Below are 25,342 nucleotides of genomic sequence, written 5' to 3' on the forward strand. Positions count from 1 at the left end.
GGCTTGTTAAATAGACCGAAATCACATTAGCAAGCCACGATACCTTGTACGCTAATGACTGTACCGCTAATGATTATGCCTGTGTACGGTTTGGACGTATGCTAAGGCGACATAACAGCTCATAGCTAATCGTCCCAGCATGACCTGCGACTTCATCGACACGCGGCGCATCGCCCCATAGCATGACCTTGCTATCTATAGCAAGACTCTCAGGTGCGCTACTGATATCAATAACAATCATATCCATAGCCACGCGCCCAATCACTGGGCAGCGGTAGCTTTGGCTGTCGTTAGCATCCATGACAGTGACATACGCATCATCCGTGACCACACGTGGATAGCCATCGCCATATCCAACGCTGACCAATGCCGTTCTGGTGTCTTGCTGCGCACGCCAGCGGCTACCATAGCCGATCGCATCCTTGGCGCTAACGGTTTGTAGAGCAATGATTTGAGCACTAAATTCCATCACAGGCTGCAAGTCTAATTCTTGTGCGCTTTTATCGACGACAGGTGAGCTACCGTATAAGATAATGCCTGGACGTACCCAGTCATAATGGTACTCTGGGAAGTTGACGATACCAGCAGAGTTGCATAATGAGCCTTGGATATCTGGGCTAATGGTGTCTTTCAAAGTCGCTAGTACGCTCGAGAAACGCTCAATCTGCATCGCATTTAATGGATGATCATGATCATCAGCATTGGCAAAATGCGTGGCTAGGATCAGCTGATAACCTGCTTCATGCAAACGCTTAGCTGCTGAAAGCACACCCTCAGCGTTAAAACCCAAACGGTTCATACCCGTATTGTATTTGAGCCAAGCCACTCTAGTTGCACTGCTGGCTGGCGGGATGTTTTGTAGTGCCCACTCTAGCTGTGGTCCGTGGTGAATCACGCAGCTAATCTCATGATCAATCGCTTGTTGCCACTCATCAGCAGTAAACGCACCTTCTACTAGACCGATGGTTTTCTCCCAACCTAACTGTCTGGCTTCTAGCGCTTCAGTCAGAGTAGCGACGCCTATACCATCTGCTTGCTGCAGGGCTGGCAAGACTGCCGCCACGCCATGTCCATAAGCATTGGATTTGACCATAGCCAACACTTTAGATTGGGGTGCTCGTTGTTTGACTTGATTTAGGTTATGAGTAAGGGCTTTTGGTTTTATAGTAATTGTGCGCATAATCGCCTTCTATATGAGTAGAATTATGAAGTTATAAAGCCAGTACTACATCGATTGAGTTGATGCGGTACTGGCTATTGTATTAAAACTGGTTATGTAAAATTATTCATTAACCTATAATTGAAACTGAGTCTATATAAGGCTTAGTCTCTGTTAGGGTTAAATTTTATAAGGTTAGTTACTCATCATTCTCAAAACTCACGCCTTGATAGTACTCTGGCGTTAGATTGATAAAGCGGGTAAATTGACCTTCAAAGCCTAAACGAATAGTACCGATAGGGCCGTTACGCTGTTTACCAATAATGATTTCCGCCACGCCTTTGTGGTCTGAGTTTTCATTATAAACCTCATCACGATAGATGAACATAATCAAATCGGCATCCTGCTCAATCGCACCAGATTCACGTAGATCCGACATGATAGGGCGTTTATTTGGACGGTTTTCTAGACTACGGTTAAGCTGTGATAGCGCAATCACAGGACATTCAAGCTCACGTGCGAGCGCCTTTAGACTACGAGAAATCTCAGAAATCTCGCCAACACGGTTACCATCTAGACTTGGCACTTTCATCAGCTGAAGATAATCGACTACGATAGCACCCAAGCGACCGTCATGATTTTTGGCGATACGGCGGCAGCGAGAACGCATCTCAGACGGCGGTAGCGCAGTACTATCATCAATATATAAATGCTTTGATTGCAAATGTTGAATGGCGTTCATCATCTTTGCCCATTCATCTTCATTCATTTGCCCAGAACGCAGGTGCGTCTGGTTAATCGCGCCCCATGAGGACAGCAAACGCATGACGATTGATTCAGCGGGCATCTCCATCGAAAACACCACGACGGGCAAATCTTCATTAAACAAAATCCCTTCTGCCAAGTTCATCGCAAAAGTGGTTTTACCCATCGAAGGACGCGCAGCGACAATAATCAAGTCACCCGCTTGTAGGCCTTGGGTTTTATTATTCAGCTCGGCAAATGGTGTCTGCAAACCAATCATGCCATCGGGGTTTGATTTGAGTTCTTGAATCTTATCGATAACATTGGTTAAGACAGAGGTAATACCAACAGGTCCTCGCTGTTCCGCACGTTTGTTATGCTGCTCATTGATACTAAATATCTTGCCTTCGACATTGTCTAGAATGTCGCTAACGCTTTGGTCTTTTGGATTATAGGCAAGCGTCAGCATGTCATTACCAGTGGTAATTAACTGGCGTAGGGTTGATAGCTCACGCACACGCTGGGCGTAGGCAGTCAGGTTAAACAAAGTCGCAGGACTTTGGCTCAAAATATCAGCCAAATAACTGTCACCACCTGCGCCTTTTAGTAGCTTTTGCGCTTCTAACCAGTCGTGTACCATGACCGTATCATAAGGCTCATTCACTGCCGCCAAATGAGCAATGGCATCAAAAATGTATTGATGTCGCCCAGCATAAAAGTCATCTTTGGTGACAATATCGGCAATCTTGTCGTACGCCTCTTCGATACTCATCAAAGACGCGAGCAATGCCTTTTCAATATCGATATTGTGTGGCGGTGTCTGATTGAGTAAGTCGTCGGTTTTGTCGTTTTCTGCCATGAGTGCCTAATGAGTTAAAATGGGTATGAAAAAAGATGTCGATGATAGAGCAATACAAACGTAGCGCGCCTCTACGATAGAAGTACCAAAACGCGGTCTCAGGTTTGTCTGTAAATGCTACAATCAGATGCGAAAGTTTAACACATAATGTGGTTTTTTAGACTTGATAAAGCACTAAATCTGAAGTGATTGTTTTTTATGAAGTAAGAGATACCATACAATGTCTAAGTATAAAAACTTAGAATAATAATTATAAATATAATAAAATCAGTAATTTAAATAAAAAAGGCTATTGTTATGACAGAAGAAAAGCGCCCGCTATTAATCACCACAGGTGAGCCTGCGGGTATTGGCATGGACGTAGTACTAAGACTAGCAACAGAGAGTAAGTTGCAAGACTTTGCTCGACCAATTTGGGTGACTGCTGATGCTAAAGCGATGCAAACTCGCGCGGAGGAATTGGTTGCAGCTAGCGTTCTCAAAAGCATACCTAGTTGGCATACTATCAATACAGATATAAATGCCGATAACGTCGATGTTAACTTGGTAGATCAGATATCGCAGCAAGATATAGACGCTGATAGTGCTTTCATCCTACTGGATATTCCTTGTGCCGCACCAGTTGTCTGCGGGCAAATCAATATCGCTAACTCAGCGATGGTGGCTCAGCAATTAGATATTGCTCATAAACTGGCAATAAATAATACAGTCGCTGCCATCGTCACTGGGCCATTGCAAAAATCAGCGTTGATAGATGCTGGTATCAAGCTATTAGATGGCACCATGTTTAGTGGTCATACCGAGTTTTTCATGCAGCAAAGTGGCTGTGAAAAAGTCGTCATGATGCTTGCCAACCAAGCGATGAAAGTCGCGCTTGTCACTACGCATTTACCATTAAAGGACATCCCTGCTGCCATCACCGCGGAGAACGTGCGCCAAACGGTACAAATTGTCATCGATGATATGCGAGAAAAGTTTGGTCTCGCGCAGCCTCGCATCTTGGTTTGCGGCCTCAATCCACATGCAGGCGAGGGCGGGCATTTGGGGAGCGAGGAGATTGAGATTATCAATCCCGTGTTGCAAGAATTCATCGATGCAGGCGTCAATATATCAGAGGCGATGCCAGCGGATACGTTATTTACCACCAGACATTTAGCAAACTGTGATGCGGTCATTGCCATGTATCACGACCAAGGATTGCCAGTATTAAAATCGCACGGTTTTGGCGATACGGTCAATCTAACCTTGGGCTTGCCTTATATTCGTACTTCTGTCGATCATGGTACGGCGCTAGACTTGGCAGGAAGTGGCGGTGCGAGTGCGACTAGCTTATATCAAGCACTAAATATGGCTAATGAGATGGCTGATAAATCACTTATCGATGTACCTGCTGTATAAATCAGTGCTTATAGATATTTTTCACATAGTACTTAATAATTTTAGTATCAGTAATGCCTATCTAAAAAGGCAGCCACTTAAGACGATTTAGTAAAGCTTTTATCGTGCATGAGGAACAGCATCTGTCTTAAACACAGGCTCGAAAGCCTAGGATCAGGACCCTAAGCTTGTCTGGTTACGGATACCGATTGGTTGATCAGATCCATGGATCCGAACGAAGTTAAGAACGCGACGCTGGACGCATCGGACCCAACACCGATGCGGGCCATTGTGTCGGCATCTGCCATGCCAGTCGGATCAATGAGGTGCCAGCTCCCTTCAAGATAGACCTCGGCCACGGCATGAAAGTCTTGTGGTGTCATATCGGGCGCATAAACGCTCACAAACCTAGCTGGTATCGACGACGCGCGCGCTAGGGTTACGAGAACATGCGCAAAGTCGCGGCATACGCCCTGACGTTGAGCAAAGCTGTCAAGCGCGGTGGTTTGTGCATGGCTTGATCCGGGTACGTAGCTAAATGCCGACTCGATCCAGTCGCGCATCGCGGCAATTCGTGCGCCGCCAGCGAGATTGCCAAACTCGGCGTCCACGAAGGCATGGAACTGTTCTGACGGGCAATAGTGAGACGGCATTAAATGCCTGATCGTCTCTCCGGGCAAAAGATGCAGGGGCGTTTGGGACAGTACCGATATGTCTAAGGCAGGACGGTCAACGGCGATTTCTGCGAGATAAGTGCAGCTAAAATCCCCTTCAGCGTGAATCCAAATCCGCTCTCCTATGCCATCATCGGCGGTAACCCGTGAAAAATGCGCAACGTCTGATGTCCAAATCTCGGCTGACCGTACCCGTTGATCCGCAAGATCAGCAGCTTCGATCTGAAGCAAAAGATCCATTGGCTCTGAGAGTCGATAATGGAGGGTGACGTTAAGTTTCAGGATCATATGTGAATTCCCTAAGGGTATTTATCTGGCGGGCTGACGATCGCGTAGGGCTGAACCGCCTCGACTATATCAGAGACTGGCTTACTTTACTGGAGTCAGACAGCAATGCCTGACAGGGTTAAATTATCATAATAGCGCTTTTCAAACTCAAAAGGTGAAACATAACCAATTGCGTTATGCAGTCGGGCTTTATTAAACCTGAGAAGTGTCAGAAATTGATTAATTATCGATTTATTTTTACGCCGCAATCGTTATGATGACTCCATCTTTGTACCTGTTTCTGTCTGCTAGCACTTGATTTGACGCTGCCATTTAGCATAATCAGAGTTTATATTATATGGATGTAGGGATAAAAAGTTACCGAGTCAGTTACTCAAAAGCATGGCTCGTCTATCGATAATAATTATTCAAAAATACAGCCTAATTATGAGCTGTGCTATAATTTGTTATTATAAAGTCAGTATATCGCTGCCATGACATTATCATCGCCCATTTATCTTTTATACATTAAGACTCTTTTATGTCCAAAACTTCATTTGATGCTCAAACTATTTCTAACAGCTTACGTGCTGCCAAACATCAGCCGCGTAAGCGCTTTGGCCAAAACTTCTTGCATGATACTAGCGTCATTCGCGAAATCGTCGAAAGTATTCGTCTAGAGCGCGATGACAATTTGATCGAGATTGGGCCTGGTATGGGCGCATTGACCGAGCCGTTATTGGCAGAAGTGGATGCGATGACCGTGGTGGAGCTGGATCGCGATTTGGCAGATAGCTTGCGTATTCGTATCGGTGCCAATAGCCATCCAAACTTTGAGATTATCAAAGATAACGCGATGCATGTGGACTACCGTGAGCTATATAGTGAAGAGCGCGGTAAGCTGCGCGTGGTAGGTAACCTGCCATATAACATCTCAACGCCTATCTTATTTCATCTGCTTAGCTATGCCGATGTGATCCAAGACATGCATTTTATGTTGCAAAAAGAAGTGGTCGAGCGTATCACGGCCGACGTGGGTAGCAAGACCTATGGCCGTTTATCAGTCATCATGCAGTACCACTGTGATACAGATTATTTGCTAACCGTTCCTCGCGGTGCATTTAATCCACCACCCAAGGTGACTAGTGCTGTCTTCCGCCTGACGCCGCATATCAACAAACCAGTAGTCGCAAATGATGAAGAGCATTTTGCCATTGTCGTGCGTGAGACTTTCAACCATCGTCGCAAGACGCTACGTGCTATCTTCAAAAAATCAACGTTGCTACCGACATTGAGCGAAGACGATTTTGAGGCTTGTGGTATTGATCCGCAGGCACGACCTGAGACATTAAGCGTCACAGACTTTGTGAACCTAAGCAATCATTCACAACAGCTAGACGTATAATGTATTTTTGATACATAAAAGCATGCTACTAACCGTCAATTATAATGGCGGTTTTTTATGCTTTATTTTTATGACTAGGGCGTGTCTTCAATTGGATAAGCCCTAAATAATAGTTACAATACCGCATCTATTGAGTCGATGCGAGAAATACAAGTTATGGCAAGAAAAGCATTAACAGATACGCTTTGGGATCAATTGCAATCGACGATGATAAAGTACGGCTGCTATCAAACTCAAAACAGCCGAGAGATCATGGAAGCCATACTGTGGAAACTACGCACAGGGGCGCCTTGGCGTGACATACCTGAAGAATTATGTTCGTGGAAAACAGCCTATAGTCGTTTCAACCGCTGGTCGAAAACTGGCTTATGGGCGGATTTTTTTTTGGCTTACGAAAAGAAGTTGATACGGAATGGGTATTCACAGACGGAAGCTATGTTCGCTGTCATCAGCATGCAAGTGGAGCTCGGCTTGGTGAAGAACGAGCAATTGGACAAAGCCGTGGCGGAGCAACTACAAAGATACACCTATCCTGTGATGCCGATGGATATCCGCTCAATTTTAAAATCACTGGGGGTGACGTCCACGACAGTCAAGTTGCAGGTGAATTGATTGACATGATTGGACAAGCTGATTACTTTATTGCTGACAAGGGCTATGACTCAGAGGCTATCAGAGATAAAGCTCGAAGCCATAATATGATACCTGTCATCCCTAAAAGGAAGAATGCCAAACAGCCTAATCCAGAATTTGATAGCTACTTATACAAGCTACGTCATCTTGTTGAAAATATGTTTGCAAGGCTCAAGCATTTTCGTAGTATCGCTACTCGCTATGAAAAGTTAGCTCGTAATTTTAAGTCAATGCTTTATCTGGCGTGTACTATCGTTCATTGTAAGATGAATTGAAGACACGCCCTAGTACTTAAGTATTTATTTCTTATCGAGCTGTCTTTAACTATCGTATTTAAATCGTTGAGGTGTTATGAGTTTTCGCCATCAGTATGTTATCGGTGACTTACAAGGTTGCTATGCTGCATATCTACAATTGCTAAAGACACTGGATTTCGATCCTGCCCAAGACAAATTATGGTTTGCTGGTGATTTGGTAGCACGCGGCGAGGACTCATTGAACACGCTGCGCCATGTCAAAGCGTTGTGTGAGCAAGGCGCTGCGGCAACGGTATTGGGCAATCATGATCTTAATTTGATAGCAGTCTGGCGCGGGGCCGCCAAGCTTAAAAATAAAGACAAAACAGCACCTATCTTTGCTGCGGATGACTGTGATGAGTTACTCGAATGGTTACGCAGGCAGCCGATATTAGCCTATCCTGATGAGTGCACGGTGTTGGTACATGCGGGTATTCCACCGCATTGGAGTATTGAAGCTGCCGCAGGATATGCACAGCAATTAGAAGCTCAGCTGCAAAGTAGATTGGAGCAGCTCGACCAATTGCTACCGAATCTATATAGCAAAGAAGCGGATGAATGGCATGCAGGTATCGAAGGATTTACCAAGATGCGTGCAATTGCTAATTACTTTACGCGTATGCGCTTGTGTAAGCAGGACGGGTCACTTGAGTTTAGCTTTTCAGCAGGTTTAGATGAGGCTATGCCAACCGATTTTTTGCCTTGGTTTGAGTGGCAAGTACCGCGCACTCGTAAGATACTATTTGGACATTGGGCTGCGCTAAAAGGCGAAATTGATTTGCCACATGCGCGCGCACTCGACGGTGGCTGCGTGTGGGGTAATTATCTATTGGCTTATCGATTGGGTGACGGCAAGGTTTTTACTTCAAGCGCACAGTGCCCGAGTCCATAAAGAGGGTTATAAGCGTCTTAATATATAAGGCTAAATAAACAGTCTGTTATAAGTAGTTCCATTATACCAGTCTATTTTAAGTGGTATGTTAATGGGTTTGAGAGGTAAAATACCTGGTTCCCTTGGAGTATACTCATGTAGAACTGCATGTAATAACACTAATTTGGACTTTGATAATGAAAAAGGATAAACCATACATTGTTGTGGTTTAATATTGTTGTAACAACGGTAACTTTACTTATTTAATAGAAGAAAAAACAAAATCAATTAGCGATGTTTAAACTGGTATTCATTGATGGTCACTTTAATTAGATATAAAGTAAGTAAACAAAAAGTCAGTAAGGTAATTGATAACGTGTCTAAACGAACCATAAGTATGTTGGCTAAAGAACTGAGTGTAAATGTCGAAACAATTCGCTTTTATGAACGCAAAGGCTTAATTAAACAACCACCAAAGCCTATGCAGGGCTATAGACATTACCCGAAAGAAACGGTAAATAGAATACATTTTATCAAGCGTTCTCAAGAATTAGGTTTTACGCTAAATGAGATTGAAGGGTTACTTGCGTTAAACGATAGTCCATGTAGTAAAGTACAAGAATTAGCTAATAAAAAACTGATCGCAGTACAAAAAAAGATGGCTGACTTGTTGTTGTTAGAACACGCTTTGGAAGAACATTTAGGACAATGCCAAAATAATGATGACGATAGCCACTGCCCAATAATTGATTCGTTGCAACCGAAGTAAATGATTCACTTAACTACCATTTCCCACTAAAACAGCATATCCAATTTTACTTCTGCGCCTTAATTCAAGTTAGCTTATTCCCCGTATCTGTCGTAGCAGATTATCAAAGATAAATTTTTTATAAATCACCCTTGACTCCGTACTTAGGTACATGCAATACACTTGCATTATCTAATGAGGTATCTATATGAATCAAAAAGAATCAAACCTTCCAATGATAGGAGGCATCATAGCAGCATTAGGCGCAGGCGTATGCTGTGTAGGTCCTTTGCTCCTGTTATTACTTGGGGTAAGTGGCTCATGGATTGGTAATTTAACTGCATTTGAACCCTATAGGCCATTATTTATCGCATTTGTAGTGTTGTTGTTTGGTTACTCAGGTTGGAAAATTTACCGTCCTGTAGAAGAGTGTGAGCCGGGAACGGCCTGTGCAATTCCTAAGAAACAGCAACAACGAAAAGTCATTTTCTGGCTGAGCGCTATAGTTGCGACAATTTTAGTGACCAGTAATTATTGGATACTTTTGTTTGCTTAATATACAGATCAAGAAATTTATAACATTTTAAAATTTGGAGCTAATTATGAAAAAATTATTATTAACCGCACTGCTTTCACTTTCTAGTTTTGGTGCTTTTGCTGAAGTAAAAACAGTTACACTGGAAGTGCCAACGATGAACTGTGCGACATGTCCAATCACAGTTAAAAAGTCATTAGAAAATGTTGATGGCGTTGAAAATGCGAAAGTTACCTACAAGCCTAAGCTAGCTGTTGTTTCTTTTGATGACACTAAAACCAACATCAATGCATTAATTGCAGCGACTACCAACGCTGGCTACCCTTCAAATTTAAAAAGTGAAAATAAGTAATATTTAGCCCCTTAGAACTAGTTACGCGTATCGGAGATAAAGCAGGCTCTATAGGTGCACTTGTTTCGGCAATGGGATGCGCCATGTGTTTTCCCGCGATAGCTAGTCTTGGTGCGGCAATTGGGATGGGATTTCTTAGTCAGTGGGAAGGGGTATTTATCAATACGTTGTTACCACTGTTTGCAGTATTAGCGCTGGCAATGAATATCTTAGGCTGGTTTAGCCATCGTCAATGGCACCGTAGTTTTATCGGTTCAATTGGCCCCATTTTGGTTTTACTCTCTTTATACCCTTGGTTCCAGTACGGGTGGAGTTCATACGTTACTTATACGGGGCTAGGACTAATGGTTGCTGTATCAATTTGGGACATGGTTTCTCCTGCGAATAAACGCTGTGATGATGAAACTTGTACCGCTTAACTTTTTAAGAAGAATAAAATATGTCAACGAATAGTTGTTGCTCGCCAAATGACATCCAGCCAGAACAATTACATGTAGCCATTATTGGTAGTGGTTCAGGGGCCTTTGCCAGTGCGATTAAAGCAGCAGAAGGCGGAGCAAGAGTTACTATCATTGAAGGAGCCGATGTAATCGGAGGTTGCTGTGTAAATGTCGGCTGTGTTCCTTCAAAAATATTGATCCGTGCTGCGCAATTAGCGCATCAGCAACGTACTAACCCGTTTGATGGTTTAGAAAATATTCAGCCACAACTTAGCCGCTCCTTATTAGCACATCAGCAAAACGCTCGCGTCGAAGAACTACGCGATGCTAAATATCAACGTATTTTAGAGAGTAATCCCGCGCTATCTTTACTTAAAGGTTATGCACGTTTTAAAAATCAAAATACCTTGCTAGTTCACAAGTCTGATGGTAGTGAAGAAGAGCTGGTTGCAGATCGCATTTTAATTGCAACAGGCTCTACACCAAGCATTCCGCCAATTAAGGGTTTAGTTGATACACCTTATTGGACATCAACAGAAGCCTTATTTGCAGAAGAGTTACCGAGTAGTCTAGTTGTCATCGGCTCCTCCGTTGTTGCTCTGGAAATTGCGCAAGCTTATGCCCGTTTAGGTAGCCGTGTGACAATTCTAGCCAGACATACCCTTTTATATGCTGAAGATCCGTTATTAGGTGAAAAACTGGCAGAGTGCTTTGAAAAAGAAGGTATTAGGGTACTTAATAATACGCAAGCAAGTCATGTTTCTTATGATAGCAATGGTTTTTCATTGGAAACTAACGAAGGAACATTAATCGCTGAAAAATTGCTTATCTCTACGGGTCGCCATGCAAATACTGGAAAGCTTGGTTTAGAAAATGTTGGTGTTGAAACAGATAAAAGTGGTGCCATTGTTGTTAATAGTATGATGGAAACATCAACAGCTAACATTTATGCCGCTGGAGATTGCTCCAATATGCCACAATTTGTTTATGTTGCTGCTGCTGCCGGAAGTAGGGCTGGAATTAATATGACAGGTGGAAATGCGCAACTCGACTTATCTACCATGCCTGCTGTTATATTCACCGACCCACAAGTTGCTACGGTAGGTCTAACCGAAGTACAAGCTTCAGCGGTAGGAATAAATACGATAAGTCGTGTACTTGATATGGAAAACGTACCAAGAGCTTTAGCAAATTTTGAAACGGATGGTTTTATCAAGTTGGTAGCTGAAGAATCCACGGGAAAACTGATAGGCGCACAAATTTTAGCCCATGAAGGCGGAGAACTGATTCAAAGTGCGGCTCTTGCTATTCATAATAAAATGACAGTCGAAGAATTGGCAGGTCAACTATTTCCGTATTTGACGATGGTTGAAGGATTGAAGTTATGCGCTCAAACCTTTAGCAAAGACGTTAAAGAGCTATCTTGCTGCGCAGGGTAATCATTTAACGGTAATGTACTTACAGAAATGTTAATGGAGTGCCATTAATAGCTGTTATTTCAAATAATTTTCTAGCGGTTTTTTCTCAAAATCTGAGACCTTCCTAAATTTTGTGTAAGTATTTAATCTAAACGTCAGTTACACAGAATCTGGGATGGTCTCCATAACAGTACTTATAGAAATCAAAAATAAGCTAATTCACTCTCGAAAAACTCACTGGATGTACACAACGAAGTACACCGATGTTGCTTCAATAACTCAAACTATTGCTATCATTAGCATACAGTCCAAGATTCAAGTCCTTACTAGGGTACCGAACCAGTGAAAGCACCTGATTGGTTCGCTGTAGGTACATCTTAATATGATAATACCTTTAAAGTATTTAGTTTAGCTGGTTCATATCCTTGTCTATCAGAGTAGAGTGGTCAATTTTAAATATTGGATACACATCAATAATAGTAAGTCTTTTAGCGTATAAATCCTGATAATTCAGATATTCTATAATGATCTGATTTTCATATATCATGACCCTCATCGCTCCTTCTTCATATATCTTAAATATTAATGCTTCATCTTGATATATATAAGCAGATATTGAGTTCTGAATATCACTGATAGAAAAAACCATTTTTTTATTTTGTGTATCAATGAATGTGGATTCTAGCAAACCATCATTATCTATATGACTCTCGCATCCAAACATCTCCATAAAATCTACATCTTTAGGATAAAAGAACGACATTTTCTTTCCTATGATCAAAGTCTGTGGTCAATTAATTTAGTACAATTTAGGATGATAGACAAAAGAATGCTAATTATATAGCCAATGCTTCGCTACCTTTATAGCGCATCGAACATACTCTGATAACAGACGTTATGACAAATAATTTTAGTAACAACAGTCGATCGAGCAAAAACCCACCGCAACTACCTATTTAACTAGGCAGCTTTGGTGGTTTTTTAGGTTTTGGTAGAGGTGTTTTTGCGTCACCAGTCTGCTTGTCATCAGAGTCAGTGTGGTATGGCTCATCACTAACGACATCGCTATCAATCGCACTTATCGTTTTGGTGGCCTTATCGTATTGGATATCATCGGTATAAGGAACGCTGTTTAGTTCGTCATCGACTAAACCATCATCCAGATCCATGATCTTTTCAGGAGAGTTATACGGCTGCGTATGCTCATCTGTCGGCTGTTTTTCATAGTTGATGTCGGTATTCGTCTGGGAGTGTTGAGCATCAGCATGTTTAGATTCAGGCAAGATTCTGACATCGGACAAACGCCTCACCACATAATTACTTGGTATAGATTTGCCATTTTTTTGTGCGGAAGTGTCATCAAATATCATGTGACCCTGACTGTCGATACGCGCATATTTCATTGGCTTATCACGTGGCCAGAAAAAGTCAGACGGATGACTAATAATATGGCCAAACACCAGTTTTGTGAGGCGACTCCATTCAAAAAAGCGAACTTCTTTAGAACGTAGGGCGACAAACAGTGCCAGTGAAAAGCTAACGATTAAGTTGACCAGACCAATAAGTGCCACACCAAGTATAGAAATTAGAATGAGGCTCCAGCTGATATCATCAGCAGATATGTTGAATAGTCCGTGTGCCAAGTTTGCTGAAGCAAAGGCAATGTGACGAATATCAATTGGTAAGCCGAAGATATAGCCGATAGTCGCGGTACTACCTAAGAACACCCCGAATAAGAAGTTACCCATGATAGCGCCCAAATTGGCTTCTATAAAGCCGCCTAAACGCTGAAGCCATGAACTAGGCAATATGTATTTTAATAATTTGTGACGTTGTATACGCGCGCCTACGTTGTTATAAACTGCCAAGTTATCGTAGTAGCCGGCAATCAAACCAGATAAGAACAGGTAAACCCCAGCAATGGCAGCATGGGGCAGTGCTAATGAGTGGAACGGGTCGAGATCATGTAGCAAGTGTCCTGCTTTTTCGGTATCAATCATTGGCGCGCCAGTATATTGCAACCAAGCAAAAGAGATAATCAAAGCGACGGGTACGGCCAACATGACGTTACCCATGATAGCGATAAACTGGGTACGCAAGATATCGACGACCAATTCTGATAGCTTAGTTAACTGATGTGATTTTTTACCAGAGCCTTCAGATATGGTGGAGGCAATCGCAGCCGCGGTCATGGCGGGCTGCTTGGTCGCTACTGTGCCGCGAATAACATGAATAAATACGAAACCCAACCCATAAATCATACTGTTGATGAACGCGCGACCCATGGGTGCGAGCGCTAAGTGATACGCCAGTATTTTTATGGTTGCCATAAATGCGATGATAAAGCCACCGATAGAGGCTTTTTTGAGCATTTTTTGATAGCCAGCTTTATCGGTACTAATATAATGCTCACCGACGCGGCTGGCATTTTCTGTGACTTTTCGAGAGAGCAGTTTGGTATTGTTATCAATCAAATAACCAATACTATAGCGCTGATTAGCCGTAGTGATGAGCGCCTGTATCAGTTCGATAACAGCGCGATCTCGCTTTTGATTATCGTCTGTGACCAGCTCAGTCAAAATTCGCATACGCTGCAAGCTTTGATCTAAACGCAGCATCATATTAGTCAAACGGATAGAGATACCAGTTTTATAAATCCGCTTGCGTACGGTAGCGACGATATCTTCGCACTGTTCAAGCATAACCAATAGAGGTGCAGGATCGACTGCTTGCTCAGGCGTAATATCTGTCAAGGTATCAAGCTCATGTGCTTGACGATATTGATTGACGAAGAGTACGGCTTCTTGATTTTGTGCAACGAAAGATGCGGAATAGTTCAGTATTTGTGGATAGGACTCCATCAAATCAGGATGCAAGCCGATACCGCTGATGCGATAAGACAAAATGATAATGGCGTTTAAAATACTATTTTTTGCAGTAGCCACTAGATTTAAATGTTTCTCTTCTACGCGAACCAGCTCAACCAGTTTGTCCCATTTTTCCTTTTCAATATTGGCCAGCCAACGTTCATCAGAGCGTTTATTAAATAAGTAGCCCACCAATTCAACGACAGAGTCATCTTGCGGTAATAATGGTAAAAACCGATGGCCTATTAAACGGCGTAAACTGTTGAAGAATCCTTGATCGGACATGATACCAGTATCGGTATACAACGCAATTTGTCGATATTGGATAATCAGTTTTAGCACAAAACTAGACAGCCCATCTCCATATTCTGGATGCTGATGTATGATATCAATAAGGGATTGAATTTTTTCGTTGGCCAATGCAGGTTCTTTATCACTGACTCGTAGCTCATCAATCAAGCGTTTGAGTACCGCAGGATCTGGCACGTCGCTCAAGGCGGTAATCTGTTGTAAAATGCGTTTTAATTCTGACACGTCGCACCCTTTATCATGGTTGTTTCAATCGTTTTTATTATTTAAGTCGGTATAAGTGGTTGAGTAATGTTTGCCAATCGTTCAATTGTAGTCGAGCGACATCTTGTCTTGCGTTATTTTAATCGGAACTGCCAATTGATATTGAATTATTTTGTTAGCAGTTATTTTGACAAAAAAAAGGACAGTAACACGACTGTCCTTTTAATCAAGGTATTTTAGGTTAGTTTTAAAGCTAACTTAGCTTGCAGGAACATCAAAATAAGCAAGATCAAAGTTCATCATTGGGTCACTACCAGCTTTGACCATCTGTGCATGAGCATCGATACGCGGTAAGACACGACCGACGAAATAGTCAGCAAGCTTGGCTTTATTGGTATAAAACTCGCCTTCTTTACCATTAGCAGCTTCTACCATCAACGCAAACATGTACGAGTAGGCGAGGTAGCCAAACGCATGCATGTAGTCAACCGCACAGCCATTGATTTCGTTTTTGCGTTCGCCGATGTTGTTAAGCACAGTTGTGGTTAGCTCTTCGATGGTATCCGCTGCATCTAACGTAGCTTGTTTAATAGCGTGGTCTGCTTGCATGTTGCTAACAAAGTCACGAATCTCACCCAAGAAGTGAGTGACGTACTTGCCGTTGTTACGAGCAACTTTACGACCTAGTAAGTCAAGCGCTTGAATACCGTTGGTGCCTTCATAAATTTGCGCAATACGTGTATCACGAACGATCTGCTCCATACCCCATTCGCGGATATAGCCATGACCACCAAATACTTGCTGACAATCAACAGTGGCTTCTAGTGCTTTATCAGTCAGGAACGCTTTAGCAACTGGTGTTAATAGAGCAACACGAGCTGCAGCCGCTTTGGCTGACTCAGGATCGGTACTAAATTTCTCTTCATCAAGGTTTTTGGCAACATACATCGCAAAACAGCGCGATGCTTCAGTGTTTACTTTGGCGTTCAATAGCATACGACGGACGTCAGCATGATGAATAATAGCGTCAGCAGGTTTTTCTGGGCTTTGTAGCTGAGTATCGCTACGGCCTTGACCACGGTCATTGGCATATAACGCTGCATTTTGATAAGCAAGCTCAGAACCACCAAGGCCTTGCAAGCCCATAGTGACACGCTCATAGTTCATCATGATAAACATTGATGATAGACCAGTATTTTCCGCGCCAACCATCCAGCCTTTGGCATTATCAAAGTTCATGACACAAGTCGCAGAGGCTTTGATACCCATTTTGTGTTCGATAGAGCCTACCGCTAATGTGTTGCGCTCACCTAAGCTACCATCTGCATTGACCAAGAATTTTGGTACGACAAATAGCGAGATACCTTTTGAGCCTTCTGGTGCATTTGGTGTTTTTGCCAATACCAAATGAATGATGTTGTCAGTAAGGTCATGCTCACCACCAGTGATAAATATTTTGGTACCAGAGATATCATAGCTACCGTCATCATTAGGCACGGCTTTGGTTTTGATAATACCCAAATCAGTACCAGCATGCGGCTCTGTCAAGCACATGGTGCCAGCCCATTCACCGTTGTACATTTTTTCTAGATAAGTTTGCTTTTGCTCTTCAGAGCCAGCCGCATTTAAGCAAAGCGTCGCACCAACCGTTAGGTTTGGATACAGAGCAAATGATTGGTTAGCAGTAAAAACCATCTCTTCGGTGAGCATGGTAACCATTTTAGGGAAGCCCTGACCGCCGTATTCAGCATTACCGCTTAAGCCGACCCAGCCTGACTCAGCATATTGCTTATAGGCTTCTTTGAATCCTGTCGGAGTCGTGACGACGCCATCACCCTCGAAAGTTGCGCCTTCTTCATCACCGCTACGGTTAATAGGAAGTAGAATGTTTTTTGACAGTTTTCCCATTTCTTCTAAAATCATATCGACAGTTTCCATGTCGACATGAGCCAAGTTTTCGTTGTTTTGCCAAAACTCTGGCGCCTTGAATACGTCATTTAAGATAAAGCGCATGTCATTAAGAGGGGCATTATAAACAGCCATAAACATTCCTTTGGTTCAAATAATTAAAATTGAAGTTGTTAAGATTATCAACTGTTCTTTTGGTATAACCTTAGCGATTAATAATCAAAGTTTAACAAATAAGCTTGTGAGCGAGTGTATTTCTTCGTGAATTGTGCGTACACCAAAAGTTAGCAACGGCTATTGAAGTGCTTATAGACACCTCGCTGATAACTATAATGTGAGAAGGTAGGCGGGTCGGTACTTATAGACAGTTGCTATAGTCAAAACTATGTTGATAGTTGTCATAAGTATCTGCAAAACAAAGCGGCAACACACCGAAGTATGTTGCCGCTCAAGATTATACGATAGCGAAGTTTAGCGCTTTAATTAAAAGGCAAACTGATCAACGTCCATGCTCATGTATGGCTCTACACCAGTGCTGATACGCTGTACGTGCGTAGTAGTACGTGGCAATAGCTTAGCAAAGTAGAACTGAGCCGTTTTAACTTTAGCGTCATAGAATGCTTTTTCGCCAGTACCGTTTGCGATAGCAGTTTGAGCAACCAGTGCCATACGCGCCCATAAGTAAGCTAGAGTTACATAACCGCTGAAATACATATAGTCTACTGCAGCGCCGCCGACAGCATCTGGCGTTTCAGTTGCTTGCATGCCGATGCGTGCAGTCAAATCGCCCCATTCTTTAAGATGCTTGGCAAGTGGGCGAATGAACTGACCCATCTCGTCATTTTCTTTGTTTTCTTCACAGAATTCTTTGATAACGTTTACAAAGTTAGCAAGTAGCTTACCTTGTGAACCTAGGACTTTACGGCCTAACAAGTCAAGCGCTTGAATCTCTGTGGTACCTTCGTATAAGCAAGAAATGCGCGTATCACGTACGTTCTGCTCCATACCCCATTCGCTAACGAAACCATGACCACCATAAACCTGAATACCATGGTTAGCAGCTTCTAAACCTGTTTCAGTCAAGAACGCTTTAGCAATTGGTGTCAGTAGTGATAACATTTGGTCAGCAAACTTCAACTCTTCGCCTTCGCCTTTTGCGACGGTATCTGCAAAATGTGAGAGATAATAAACTAGCGCACGACCACCTTCAGCAAAGGCTTTTTCAGTCAATAGCATGTTACGAACCGCTGGATGTACGATGATAGGATCAGCCGCTTTTTCTGGTGCTTTCGTACCTGATAGTGAGCGCATCGCTAAGCGGTCTTTTGCATAAGTCAATGAACCTTGGAATGCATACTCTGCTGCAGTCAAACCTTGCACGGCAGTGCCGATACGTGCCACGTTCATAAAGGTGAACATACACTGTAGGCCACGGTTTTCAGGTCCAATCAAGTAACCTGTTGCGCCATCGAAGTTCATCACACAAGTTGCAGAGGCTTTGATACCCATTTTATGTTCGATAGAGCCACAAACGACATTGTTGCTTTCGCCAACGCTACCATCTGCGTTAACCGTCATTTTTGGGACGATAAACAACGAGATACCTTTGGTACCAGCAGGTGCGCCTGGTAGACGAGCCAATACAATGTGAATAATGTTACCGGTTAGGTCATGCTCACCGGCAGAGATGAAAATCTTTTGACCAGTGATGCTATAGCTCCCATCTTCTTTAGGCTCAGCTTTGGTACGGATAATACCTAAGTCAGAACCCGCATGCGCTTCAGTAAGACACATGGTGCCTGACCATTCGCCAGTGACCATTTTTTCTAAATAGGTTTGTTTTTGCTCGTCAGTACCATGATGCTCGATGGTTTGAATAGCACCATGTGATAGGCCAGGGTACATAGAGAATGACCAGTTAGCCGTACCAACCATTTCATTGATGACAGTAGATAATGAGAACGGCATGTTTTGACCGCCAAAATCTTCTTCAGCAGATAAAGCAGGGAAGCCAAGCTCACAATACGCATCATAAGCTTCTTTGAAGCCTTTTGGCGTGGTGACCTTACCATTGTCAAACTTACAGCCTTCAGCATCACCGCTTTGATTCAATGGTGACAGTTCGTTTTCAGCAAAGCTTGCAGCCATTTCAAATAGGCTGTCCATTAGCTCACGGTCAGCTTCTTGGAACGCAGGCAAAGTTTTGTAGTGGCTTTCACTATCGAGTAGTTCATGCATAACGAATTGGATATCACGTAAGGGCGCTTTGTATTGCATAACTTCCTGTCCTTTTTGTAATGTAACCGAGTATAGCCAATAATGAGCATATGGTCGCACTATCCTCTAGTGCGTTATTCTTACCTAGCCAGTCTGGAAATCTAAATAAATGATAAACAGTAAAGCAGGTCAACCATGCTATCGATTACATAAAATAGTGTTAAAAAGAGTGGTGATTGTCAGAGTCAAAGAAAGATTAAATGTGCTCTAACAAATTCACTATAAAAGATAGGCTTTCATAGGTGATTATACAAGTTTGGTGACAGGACTGATAAGTCATGAACCTATCTTGCATCGGTTATGCAATCGACGTTAGGCGCTAGGAAGCAGCAGCATTAAGCATATGAAAACTCTAACGTTACTAAGACAGATAGTCCTTTATATGATTAGTATTAACGTGACAAAACGACAGCCAAAAAAATAGCGTTCGCCATAAAGACAAACGCATCGGTATAAATTACAACACTATTTGGTAGAACCGAGCCTGTAAGTTATTTCACAGGTATAAATGCGATAAACATTAAACATGCTCGTATGCTAGGAGTCTGAACATAGTAGCTTATGGTTAATAAGTTATAGCGAATAGCTTAGCATTTACTCAGAAGTGTTTTGTTTAATCAGCATAGCAGTGGCGACATCAGCAGCCACGGGTTTGCTAAACCAATAGCCCTGACCAATTTTGCAACCCATATCTAACAACACATCGCGCTGCTGCTCAGTCTCGATACCTTCAGCAACGACCTGCATGTCTAAGGCGACTGCTAAGTCTAAAATGGCTTTTACAATCGCATGCTGGGTACGATCGGTTTCAATATTGGAGATAAAGCTCTTATCAATCTTGATAAAATCAAATGGGTATTCTTGCAAGTAGCTCAATGACGCATAACCAGTACCGAAATCATCGAGCGCTAGACGTACGCCAAGCTCTCTAAGCGAGTTAAGCTGTTTTTTTACATTATCATGACGCTGAATCAAAGACGACTCGGTCACTTCGATATGTAACTGATGGGCAGCAACGTCATTCTCGGTCAGTAGTGTGCTCACCATATCAAAAAAGTCAGGGTGGCTAAATTCCGCGGCATCAGCGTTGATACAGACGTGTTGATGAAACCCTTGCTGTTGCCAAAGGGAGAGTTGTTTGACACTTTTAATGGCCAGTTGCGAAAACAAATCAAAGGAGAGCTTATGCGCGATAATGGCATTGATAAAATGAATGGGCTTGAGCAATCCACGAGTAGGGTGTTGCCAACGTACCAATGCTTCAAAGCCTGTGATAGCTCCAGTCTCTAATGAGAACTTTGGCTGATAATAAGGAACGAATTGACCTTCAATGGTAGCAGTCCTAAGCTCAGATTCTAACTCTAAACTGCCAGCGGTAGCGCTTTCAATGGCCTCATCGTACCAACGTATATCATCGCCTCCATGCTGCTTGACATAGTCCAATGCTTTTTCTGCTTTGGTCAATAAACCCGTTACTTCGTTATCGTCTTTTGGAAAACAGCTCACACCCACAGAAATATGGTAATAGATATTTGCATCTGTCGCATGGCTCTTGTCAGTAGAGAAGGGACGCTCACACATTTGCATGAGTGTGTCTAGCTGATGACGTACCATATTGGCATCTTTAACTTCAAATAATAGCGCAAAATCATCACCCCCAAAGTGAGAAAAGGAGCGTAAATTATGCAGTTTGAGCTTTTCGACTCCTTCTGCAAAGTTTTTTATTAAATCATTGGCACCATCAGGCCCTAATAGGCTGGCAAGATTGCGATAACGGTCAATGTTTAAGCGTACAAGGACAACCTCTTGGTAACTATCCAATAGCATGTCACTTGTCTGACTCAAAAATACCTTGCGGTTAGGGAGACCTGTGAGCTGATCATAGTTGAGTAAATGGGCGACCTGTTTTTGATCTTTAATAACTGCAGACATATCACGCAGCATACCAATATGATAAGCCATTTGATCTATATAAATTCTGCGATAAGTAATATGACAGTCAATATTCTGTCCATAACGGTTGGCCATCGAAAAATCAAGTTCATAAAACCCGTGCTCATCTAAGTTGTGATGGATGTCTCTTAAAATAGACTGTTCTTCAACTGATAAAAACTCAGCAGCATAAATACCTAGTGGTCGACCAACCAAAAAGGCCTCTTTATAGCCTATCATAAGCTCATAGCTGGCATTAACAGATAGATAGCGTAAATTGCTATCTAATATAAATATGGCATCTTCGAGGCGTTCGCACAGTTCGGTCATTAATTGTTGTTTGGTCAATACTGACAAGGGTTCAAAATTGCTCATAATAAGATCTCACAAAAGAGAATGGCTTATAGGAAATAAGAATTGAACTATCAAGGCATGCTTAATCAGTGACAAATAAAAAACAGCAGGCTCTTAGATAGTAGGTGTAAATGATCTAAAATGCTATTGTTATTCCATTATTTATCAGTTTTATCAAACACTTAATGCATGCAAGGTAGACAGTGCGACCACGGGTGCTGTTTCGGTACGTAGTACTCTGGGACCAATTTGCCAAGGTCTAAAACCAACGGATGATGCCTGCTGACGCTCATCAGGACTTAAACCGCCTTCAGGGCCAATCAGTAATTTAATATAAGGGGTTTCTTGTTTAAGGATTTGGAGTAAGTTATCAGGCATTGCAGGCTGCCCCGCTGCTGGCACACTCATTTGCATACACAGGTCTGCAGGTTGTAGTAAGGCTTGATAATAAGTATCTTGACTGAGCAGAGCAACAATGGGGCTAACGGTCAGCTGTCTATTAGAAGTATCAGAATCTAAAGATTTTAGCCAGTCATTAATAGACAAAGGGGAGAGAATCAACGGTGGGCGGTTGAGACCGCACTGCTCACAGGCAGCGATAGCCACTTGTTGCCAATGTGCGAGTTTTTTGTCTACTTGAGCAGGTTTTAATGTGACTTCGCCATGGTGGCTGCTGAGCAACTGAATGGCAGTCACTCCAAGCTCAGTTGCTTTTTGGATAGCATAGTCCATACGCTCACCGCGGCTCATTACCAAACCAATCTGAGTGATAGTAGGCGGCGTACGATCGTCGTCTATATGTGTAAGCAAAGTAGCAGTGGCATTTTTTTTACTGATTGCCTGTAGCTCTACTATATATTCGCCACCAAATCCATCGAACAAAATCCCTTGATCACCAATATTGGCTCGTAGTACACGGCACCAGTGATGAACAATACTATCGGGTAATTCGACATTGCTACCTATCGGTAACTCACCCAATTTAGGTAGTGCTGAGGCATCAGCGTTGTCGTTGCTAACGGCATAAAAAAAACGTCGCACGTGGTCTTATTCCTATTATTTGATTGAGTATAGTTATTATTAGATCTATAGAATATCACTTGAGACAATTAATGACATTTGTTTTATGAGAATTTTTCTTAATAAAGATAATTATTTTTAGAGCAGCATTATTACACAGTGAAGAAATTTTTAAAAATCAAATAAGATAAAGTGTATGAATAAAACGGTAAAGGGTTATTGGTCAAAATTTTGACAATAAAAAACTGGCGCTCCTAGAAGCGCCAGTCATTAATAATGTATTCAAGAATGATTAAAGGATATTATAGAATGCTTAAGTGCTTAAGCAGTCAATCCCAAAGCTTCTACTAAGCGTTTGTTTGGCTCGACTTTATTCATGCTATAAAAATGCATGGCAGGTACGCCCTCGGCAATCAAGCGTTCACACAAGCGATAAACCACATCAAAGCCAAACTCACGAATAGCCTTACTGTCATCACCAAAATCTGTCAACTGCTTACGTACATAGCGCGGAATATCAGCGCCACAGCTATCAGCAAAACGCAAGAGATTACTTGAATTAGTAATTGGCATGATACCAGCGACCAAAGGCTGAGCTACTGTATCAATACCGCGTTTCTCTAACTTATCACGCAAGTACAGATAGCTGTCAGCGTTGTAGAAAAACTGGGTAATCGACGCATTGGCACCAGCTTGGTATTTATTTACCAGATTATCGATATCAAACTCAAAGCTACGCGCTTGTGGGTGCATTTCAGGGTAGGAGGCCACTTCAATATGGAAGTGGTCACCTGAATGCTCACGAATGTACTTTACCAAATCTACCGCAAATGGTAGTTCACCCATGCCCACCTGACCTGATGGCAAGTCGCCGCGTAGCGCTACTAAGCGTCTAATACCTAAAGTCTTATAATACTCAAGCAATTCAGCGATTTCACTTTTGTCATCACCAATACAGGACATGTGCGGTGCGATTTCAGTGGTACCACGCGTACTTAGTGCCTGTACGATATCTAAGGTGCGGCTACGGGTTGAACCGCCCGCACCGTAAGTCACCGAAAAATAAGCTGGTGACAACTTATTAAGCTCATCATAAGTGCTGAGAAGCTTTTCGTGACCTTGCTCGGTCTTTGCAGGAAAGAACTCAAAGGAGAAAGCAGGCTTACTCACAGTCAGGCTCCTTTTAGTATTTATAAGCGTCAGGCTTGAATGGACCTTCAACTGGCACACCCAAATATTCAGCTTGCTTTTGGGTCAGCTTAGTTAGCGTACCGTTAAAGCCTGCAACCATCGCAGCGGCCACTTCTTCGTCTAACTTCTTAGGCAATACTTTTACGTATAGGTTGTCAGTACGTTGGTCAGCTGGCAGGTCAGCGAATTTTTCTTCGAACAGATACATTTGAGCCAATACTTGGTTGGCAAATGAGCCGTCCATAACGCGTGATGGGTGACCAGTTGCGTTACCTAGGTTTACTAGGCGACCTTCAGCAAGCAAGATCAAATAATCGTTCTCATCGTCTGAGCGGAAGATTTGATGAACTTGTGGCTTGATCTCAACCCAGCGCCAGTTATCACGCATAAACTGAGTGTCGATTTCGGTATCAAAGTGACCGATGTTACATACCACAGCACCAGGCTTAAGAGCTGCTAGCATATGTCTATCACAAACATGGTAGTTACCAGTGGTCGTGACGATCATGTCAGTGTCTTCAAGCAAGCGTTTGTTGATGTTGTCTGCGCCGCCAGTGTTGTCACCATCGATGTATGGTGATAAGACTTCAAAACCATCCATACATGCCTGCATGGCACAGATAGGATCGACTTCTGAGACACGTACGATCATGCCTTCTTGGCGTAAGCTTTGTGTAGAGCCTTTACCTACATCGCCATAACCGATAACCAAAGCGCGGCGACCAGCAAGGAACATATCGGTAGCGCGTTTGATAGCATCGTTTAAGCTATGACGGCAGCCGTATTTGTTGTCGTTTTTAGACTTGGTAACTGCATCGTTGACGTTGATGGCTGGTACTTTAAGCGTACCTTTACCAAGCATCTCAACCAAGCGATGAACGCCAGTGGTGGTCTCTTCTGAAATACCGTGGATGTTATCAAGAAGCTCTGCATAATCATTGTGAATCAAAGCAGTCAAATCACCGCCATCATCCAAGATTAAGTTAGCATCCCAAAGTTGGCCTGATGCTTCGCCGCCAACATGGACTTGCTGACGTAGGCACCATTCATACTCTTCTTCTGTTTCGCCTTTCCAAGCATAAACAGAGATACCAGCAGCAGCAATTGCAGCAGCAGCATGGTCTTGAGTTGAGAAGATATTACATGATGTCCAGCGTACTTCAGCACCAAGCGCGACGAGTGTCTCGATAAGTACGGCTGTCTGAATGGTCATGTGGATACAGCCAGCGATTTTCGCGCCTTTAAGCGGCTGGTCTGCTTCGTAGCGACGACGCAAACCCATTAGGGCAGGCATTTCGGCTTCAGCAAGGGTAATTTCACGGCGGCCGTAATCAGCAAGGCTGATGTCAGCGACTTTGTAGTCAGTGAAAGAGGGATCGATCGTATGGGCAGATGGTGTAGTAGACACTGCGTCCATAATATGCTCCTATCAGTGGTTAACGAATGATAAAAAGAATAAAAACGCAGGTGCCGTTGTTTGCGCTGTGAGCGACCAAAAATAT

19 protein-coding genes and 1 pseudogene are annotated in these 25,342 nt (G+C 42.8%); 9 read left to right on the forward strand and 11 right to left on the reverse strand.

Going from position 1 to position 25,342, the window contains the following annotated elements; genetic code table 11:
- Nucleotides 1-73: 73 nt before the first annotated feature.
- Both alr and dnaB read right to left on the reverse strand, forming a co-directional pair.
- Nucleotides 74-1,180: an alanine racemase gene (gene alr / locus FQV37_RS09825; protein WP_160022702.1), complete on the reverse strand. Its 1,107-nt coding sequence runs from the start codon at nt 1,178-1,180 to the stop codon at nt 74-76.
- A 178-nt stretch (nt 1,181-1,358) separates the two neighbouring features.
- The gene (gene dnaB / locus FQV37_RS09830) at nt 1,359-2,762 is read right to left on the reverse strand and encodes a replicative DNA helicase (protein WP_057760393.1); all 1,404 of its coding nucleotides are present in this window, start codon (nt 2,760-2,762) and stop codon (nt 1,359-1,361) included.
- 297 nt (nt 2,763-3,059) lie between these two features.
- Here dnaB and pdxA point away from each other — a divergent pair, with 297 nt between their 5' ends.
- A complete protein-coding gene (pdxA, locus tag FQV37_RS09835) occupies nt 3,060-4,160 on the forward strand; it encodes a 4-hydroxythreonine-4-phosphate dehydrogenase PdxA (protein ID WP_160022704.1) in 1,101 nt (366 codons plus the stop codon).
- 161 nt (nt 4,161-4,321) lie between these two features.
- Here the strand turns inward: pdxA and FQV37_RS09840 are convergent, their stop codons facing one another.
- Nucleotides 4,322-5,101, reverse strand: coding sequence for a transglutaminase-like domain-containing protein (locus FQV37_RS09840; protein WP_102093417.1), 780 nt, complete (start codon nt 5,099-5,101; stop codon nt 4,322-4,324).
- A 520-nt stretch (nt 5,102-5,621) separates the two neighbouring features.
- Here FQV37_RS09840 and rsmA point away from each other — a divergent pair.
- From rsmA to merA, 8 genes and pseudogenes are all read left to right on the forward strand, one after another.
- On the forward strand, nt 5,622-6,485 hold the full coding sequence (rsmA, locus tag FQV37_RS09845; RefSeq protein WP_102091795.1) for a 16S rRNA (adenine(1518)-N(6)/adenine(1519)-N(6))-dimethyltransferase RsmA: 864 nt from the start codon (nt 5,622-5,624) through the stop codon (nt 6,483-6,485).
- 156 nt (nt 6,486-6,641) lie between these two features.
- Nucleotides 6,642-7,393 (forward strand): IS5 family transposase gene (locus FQV37_RS09850; protein ID WP_420877004.1). Its coding sequence is split into 2 segments (ribosomal slippage): nt 6,642-6,873 and nt 6,873-7,393, totalling 753 coding nucleotides; the frame shifts between segments, so codons are not numbered across the junction.
- 76 nt (nt 7,394-7,469) lie between these two features.
- Entirely contained in the window at nt 7,470-8,306 is an 837-nt protein-coding gene (locus FQV37_RS09855; protein WP_160022708.1) for a symmetrical bis(5'-nucleosyl)-tetraphosphatase, read from the forward strand.
- A 376-nt stretch (nt 8,307-8,682) separates the two neighbouring features.
- Entirely contained in the window at nt 8,683-9,054 is a 372-nt protein-coding gene (gene merR, locus FQV37_RS09860) for an Hg(II)-responsive transcriptional regulator (RefSeq protein ID WP_033011277.1), read from the forward strand.
- A 187-nt stretch (nt 9,055-9,241) separates the two neighbouring features.
- A complete protein-coding gene (locus FQV37_RS09865; RefSeq protein WP_016899520.1) occupies nt 9,242-9,589 on the forward strand; it encodes a mercuric transporter MerT family protein in 348 nt (115 codons plus the stop codon).
- Nucleotides 9,590-9,635: 46 nt separating this feature from the next.
- On the forward strand, nt 9,636-9,920 hold the full coding sequence (gene merP, locus FQV37_RS09870; RefSeq protein WP_008110847.1) for a mercury resistance system periplasmic binding protein MerP: 285 nt from the start codon (nt 9,636-9,638) through the stop codon (nt 9,918-9,920).
- Nucleotides 9,920-10,339 carry an organomercurial transporter MerC gene (gene merC / locus FQV37_RS09875; RefSeq protein ID WP_008467331.1) on the forward strand — a complete coding sequence of 140 codons (420 nt, stop codon included), beginning with the start codon at nt 9,920-9,922 and terminating at the stop codon, nt 10,337-10,339. Before merP ends, merC begins: the two co-directional genes overlap by 1 nt.
- 68 nt (nt 10,340-10,407) lie before the next feature.
- Nucleotides 10,408-11,799 (forward strand): annotated as a pseudogene (gene merA / locus FQV37_RS09880) (mercury(II) reductase); the annotation flags it as partial.
- Between the two features lie 382 nt (nt 11,800-12,181).
- On the opposite strand, the gene FQV37_RS09885 reads toward merA, so the two are convergent.
- The 8 genes from FQV37_RS09885 to ahcY all read right to left on the reverse strand — a co-directional run bounded on the left by FQV37_RS09885 (nt 12,182) and on the right by ahcY (nt 25,257).
- The gene (locus tag FQV37_RS09885; RefSeq protein WP_102092992.1) at nt 12,182-12,541 is read right to left on the reverse strand and encodes a hypothetical protein; all 360 of its coding nucleotides are present in this window, start codon (nt 12,539-12,541) and stop codon (nt 12,182-12,184) included.
- A 193-nt stretch (nt 12,542-12,734) separates the two neighbouring features.
- Nucleotides 12,735-15,179 carry a site-specific recombinase gene (locus FQV37_RS09890; RefSeq protein ID WP_160022710.1) on the reverse strand — a complete coding sequence of 815 codons (2,445 nt, stop codon included), beginning with the start codon at nt 15,177-15,179 and terminating at the stop codon, nt 12,735-12,737.
- 237 nt (nt 15,180-15,416) lie between these two features.
- Entirely contained in the window at nt 15,417-17,201 is a 1,785-nt protein-coding gene (locus FQV37_RS09895; RefSeq protein WP_160022712.1) for an acyl-CoA dehydrogenase C-terminal domain-containing protein, read from the reverse strand.
- Between the two features lie 348 nt (nt 17,202-17,549).
- Nucleotides 17,550-19,343: an acyl-CoA dehydrogenase C-terminal domain-containing protein gene (locus FQV37_RS09900; protein WP_160022714.1), complete on the reverse strand. Its 1,794-nt coding sequence runs from the start codon at nt 19,341-19,343 to the stop codon at nt 17,550-17,552.
- Between the two features lie 594 nt (nt 19,344-19,937).
- A complete protein-coding gene (locus FQV37_RS09905; protein ID WP_160022716.1) occupies nt 19,938-21,650 on the reverse strand; it encodes a putative bifunctional diguanylate cyclase/phosphodiesterase in 1,713 nt (570 codons plus the stop codon).
- A 153-nt stretch (nt 21,651-21,803) separates the two neighbouring features.
- On the reverse strand, nt 21,804-22,670 hold the full coding sequence (locus FQV37_RS09910; RefSeq protein WP_160022718.1) for a 16S rRNA (uracil(1498)-N(3))-methyltransferase: 867 nt from the start codon (nt 22,668-22,670) through the stop codon (nt 21,804-21,806).
- Between the two features lie 300 nt (nt 22,671-22,970).
- Nucleotides 22,971-23,819, reverse strand: a complete 849-nt coding sequence (gene metF / locus FQV37_RS09915) for a methylenetetrahydrofolate reductase [NAD(P)H] (RefSeq protein WP_160022720.1) — start codon at nt 23,817-23,819, stop codon at nt 22,971-22,973.
- A gap of 13 nt (nt 23,820-23,832) precedes the next feature.
- Nucleotides 23,833-25,257, reverse strand: coding sequence for an adenosylhomocysteinase (gene ahcY, locus FQV37_RS09920; protein ID WP_160022722.1), 1,425 nt, complete (start codon nt 25,255-25,257; stop codon nt 23,833-23,835).
- Nucleotides 25,258-25,342: the final 85 nt, after the last annotated feature.

It is taken from the genome of Psychrobacter nivimaris (assembly GCF_009812035.1).
Lineage (GTDB): Bacteria > Pseudomonadota > Gammaproteobacteria > Pseudomonadales > Moraxellaceae > Psychrobacter > Psychrobacter nivimaris.

Coding starts and splice junctions, on each gene's coding strand:
- alr (WP_160022702.1), bottom strand. CDS start 1,180: ATGCGCACAATTACTATAAAACCAAAAGCCCTTACTCATAACCTAAAT.
- dnaB (WP_057760393.1), bottom strand. CDS start 2,762: ATGGCAGAAAACGACAAAACCGACGACTTACTCAATCAGACACCGCCA.
- pdxA (WP_160022704.1), top strand. CDS start 3,060: ATGACAGAAGAAAAGCGCCCGCTATTAATCACCACAGGTGAGCCTGCG.
- FQV37_RS09840 (WP_102093417.1), bottom strand. CDS start 5,101: ATGATCCTGAAACTTAACGTCACCCTCCATTATCGACTCTCAGAGCCA.
- rsmA (WP_102091795.1), top strand. CDS start 5,622: ATGTCCAAAACTTCATTTGATGCTCAAACTATTTCTAACAGCTTACGT.
- FQV37_RS09855 (WP_160022708.1), top strand. CDS start 7,470: ATGAGTTTTCGCCATCAGTATGTTATCGGTGACTTACAAGGTTGCTAT.
- merR (WP_033011277.1), top strand. CDS start 8,683: ATGTTGGCTAAAGAACTGAGTGTAAATGTCGAAACAATTCGCTTTTAT.
- FQV37_RS09865 (WP_016899520.1), top strand. CDS start 9,242: ATGAATCAAAAAGAATCAAACCTTCCAATGATAGGAGGCATCATAGCA.
- merP (WP_008110847.1), top strand. CDS start 9,636: ATGAAAAAATTATTATTAACCGCACTGCTTTCACTTTCTAGTTTTGGT.
- FQV37_RS09885 (WP_102092992.1), bottom strand. CDS start 12,541: ATGTCGTTCTTTTATCCTAAAGATGTAGATTTTATGGAGATGTTTGGA.
- FQV37_RS09895 (WP_160022712.1), bottom strand. CDS start 17,201: ATGGCTGTTTATAATGCCCCTCTTAATGACATGCGCTTTATCTTAAAT.
- FQV37_RS09900 (WP_160022714.1), bottom strand. CDS start 19,343: ATGCAATACAAAGCGCCCTTACGTGATATCCAATTCGTTATGCATGAA.
- FQV37_RS09905 (WP_160022716.1), bottom strand. CDS start 21,650: ATGAGCAATTTTGAACCCTTGTCAGTATTGACCAAACAACAATTAATG.
- ahcY (WP_160022722.1), bottom strand. CDS start 25,257: ATGGACGCAGTGTCTACTACACCATCTGCCCATACGATCGATCCCTCT.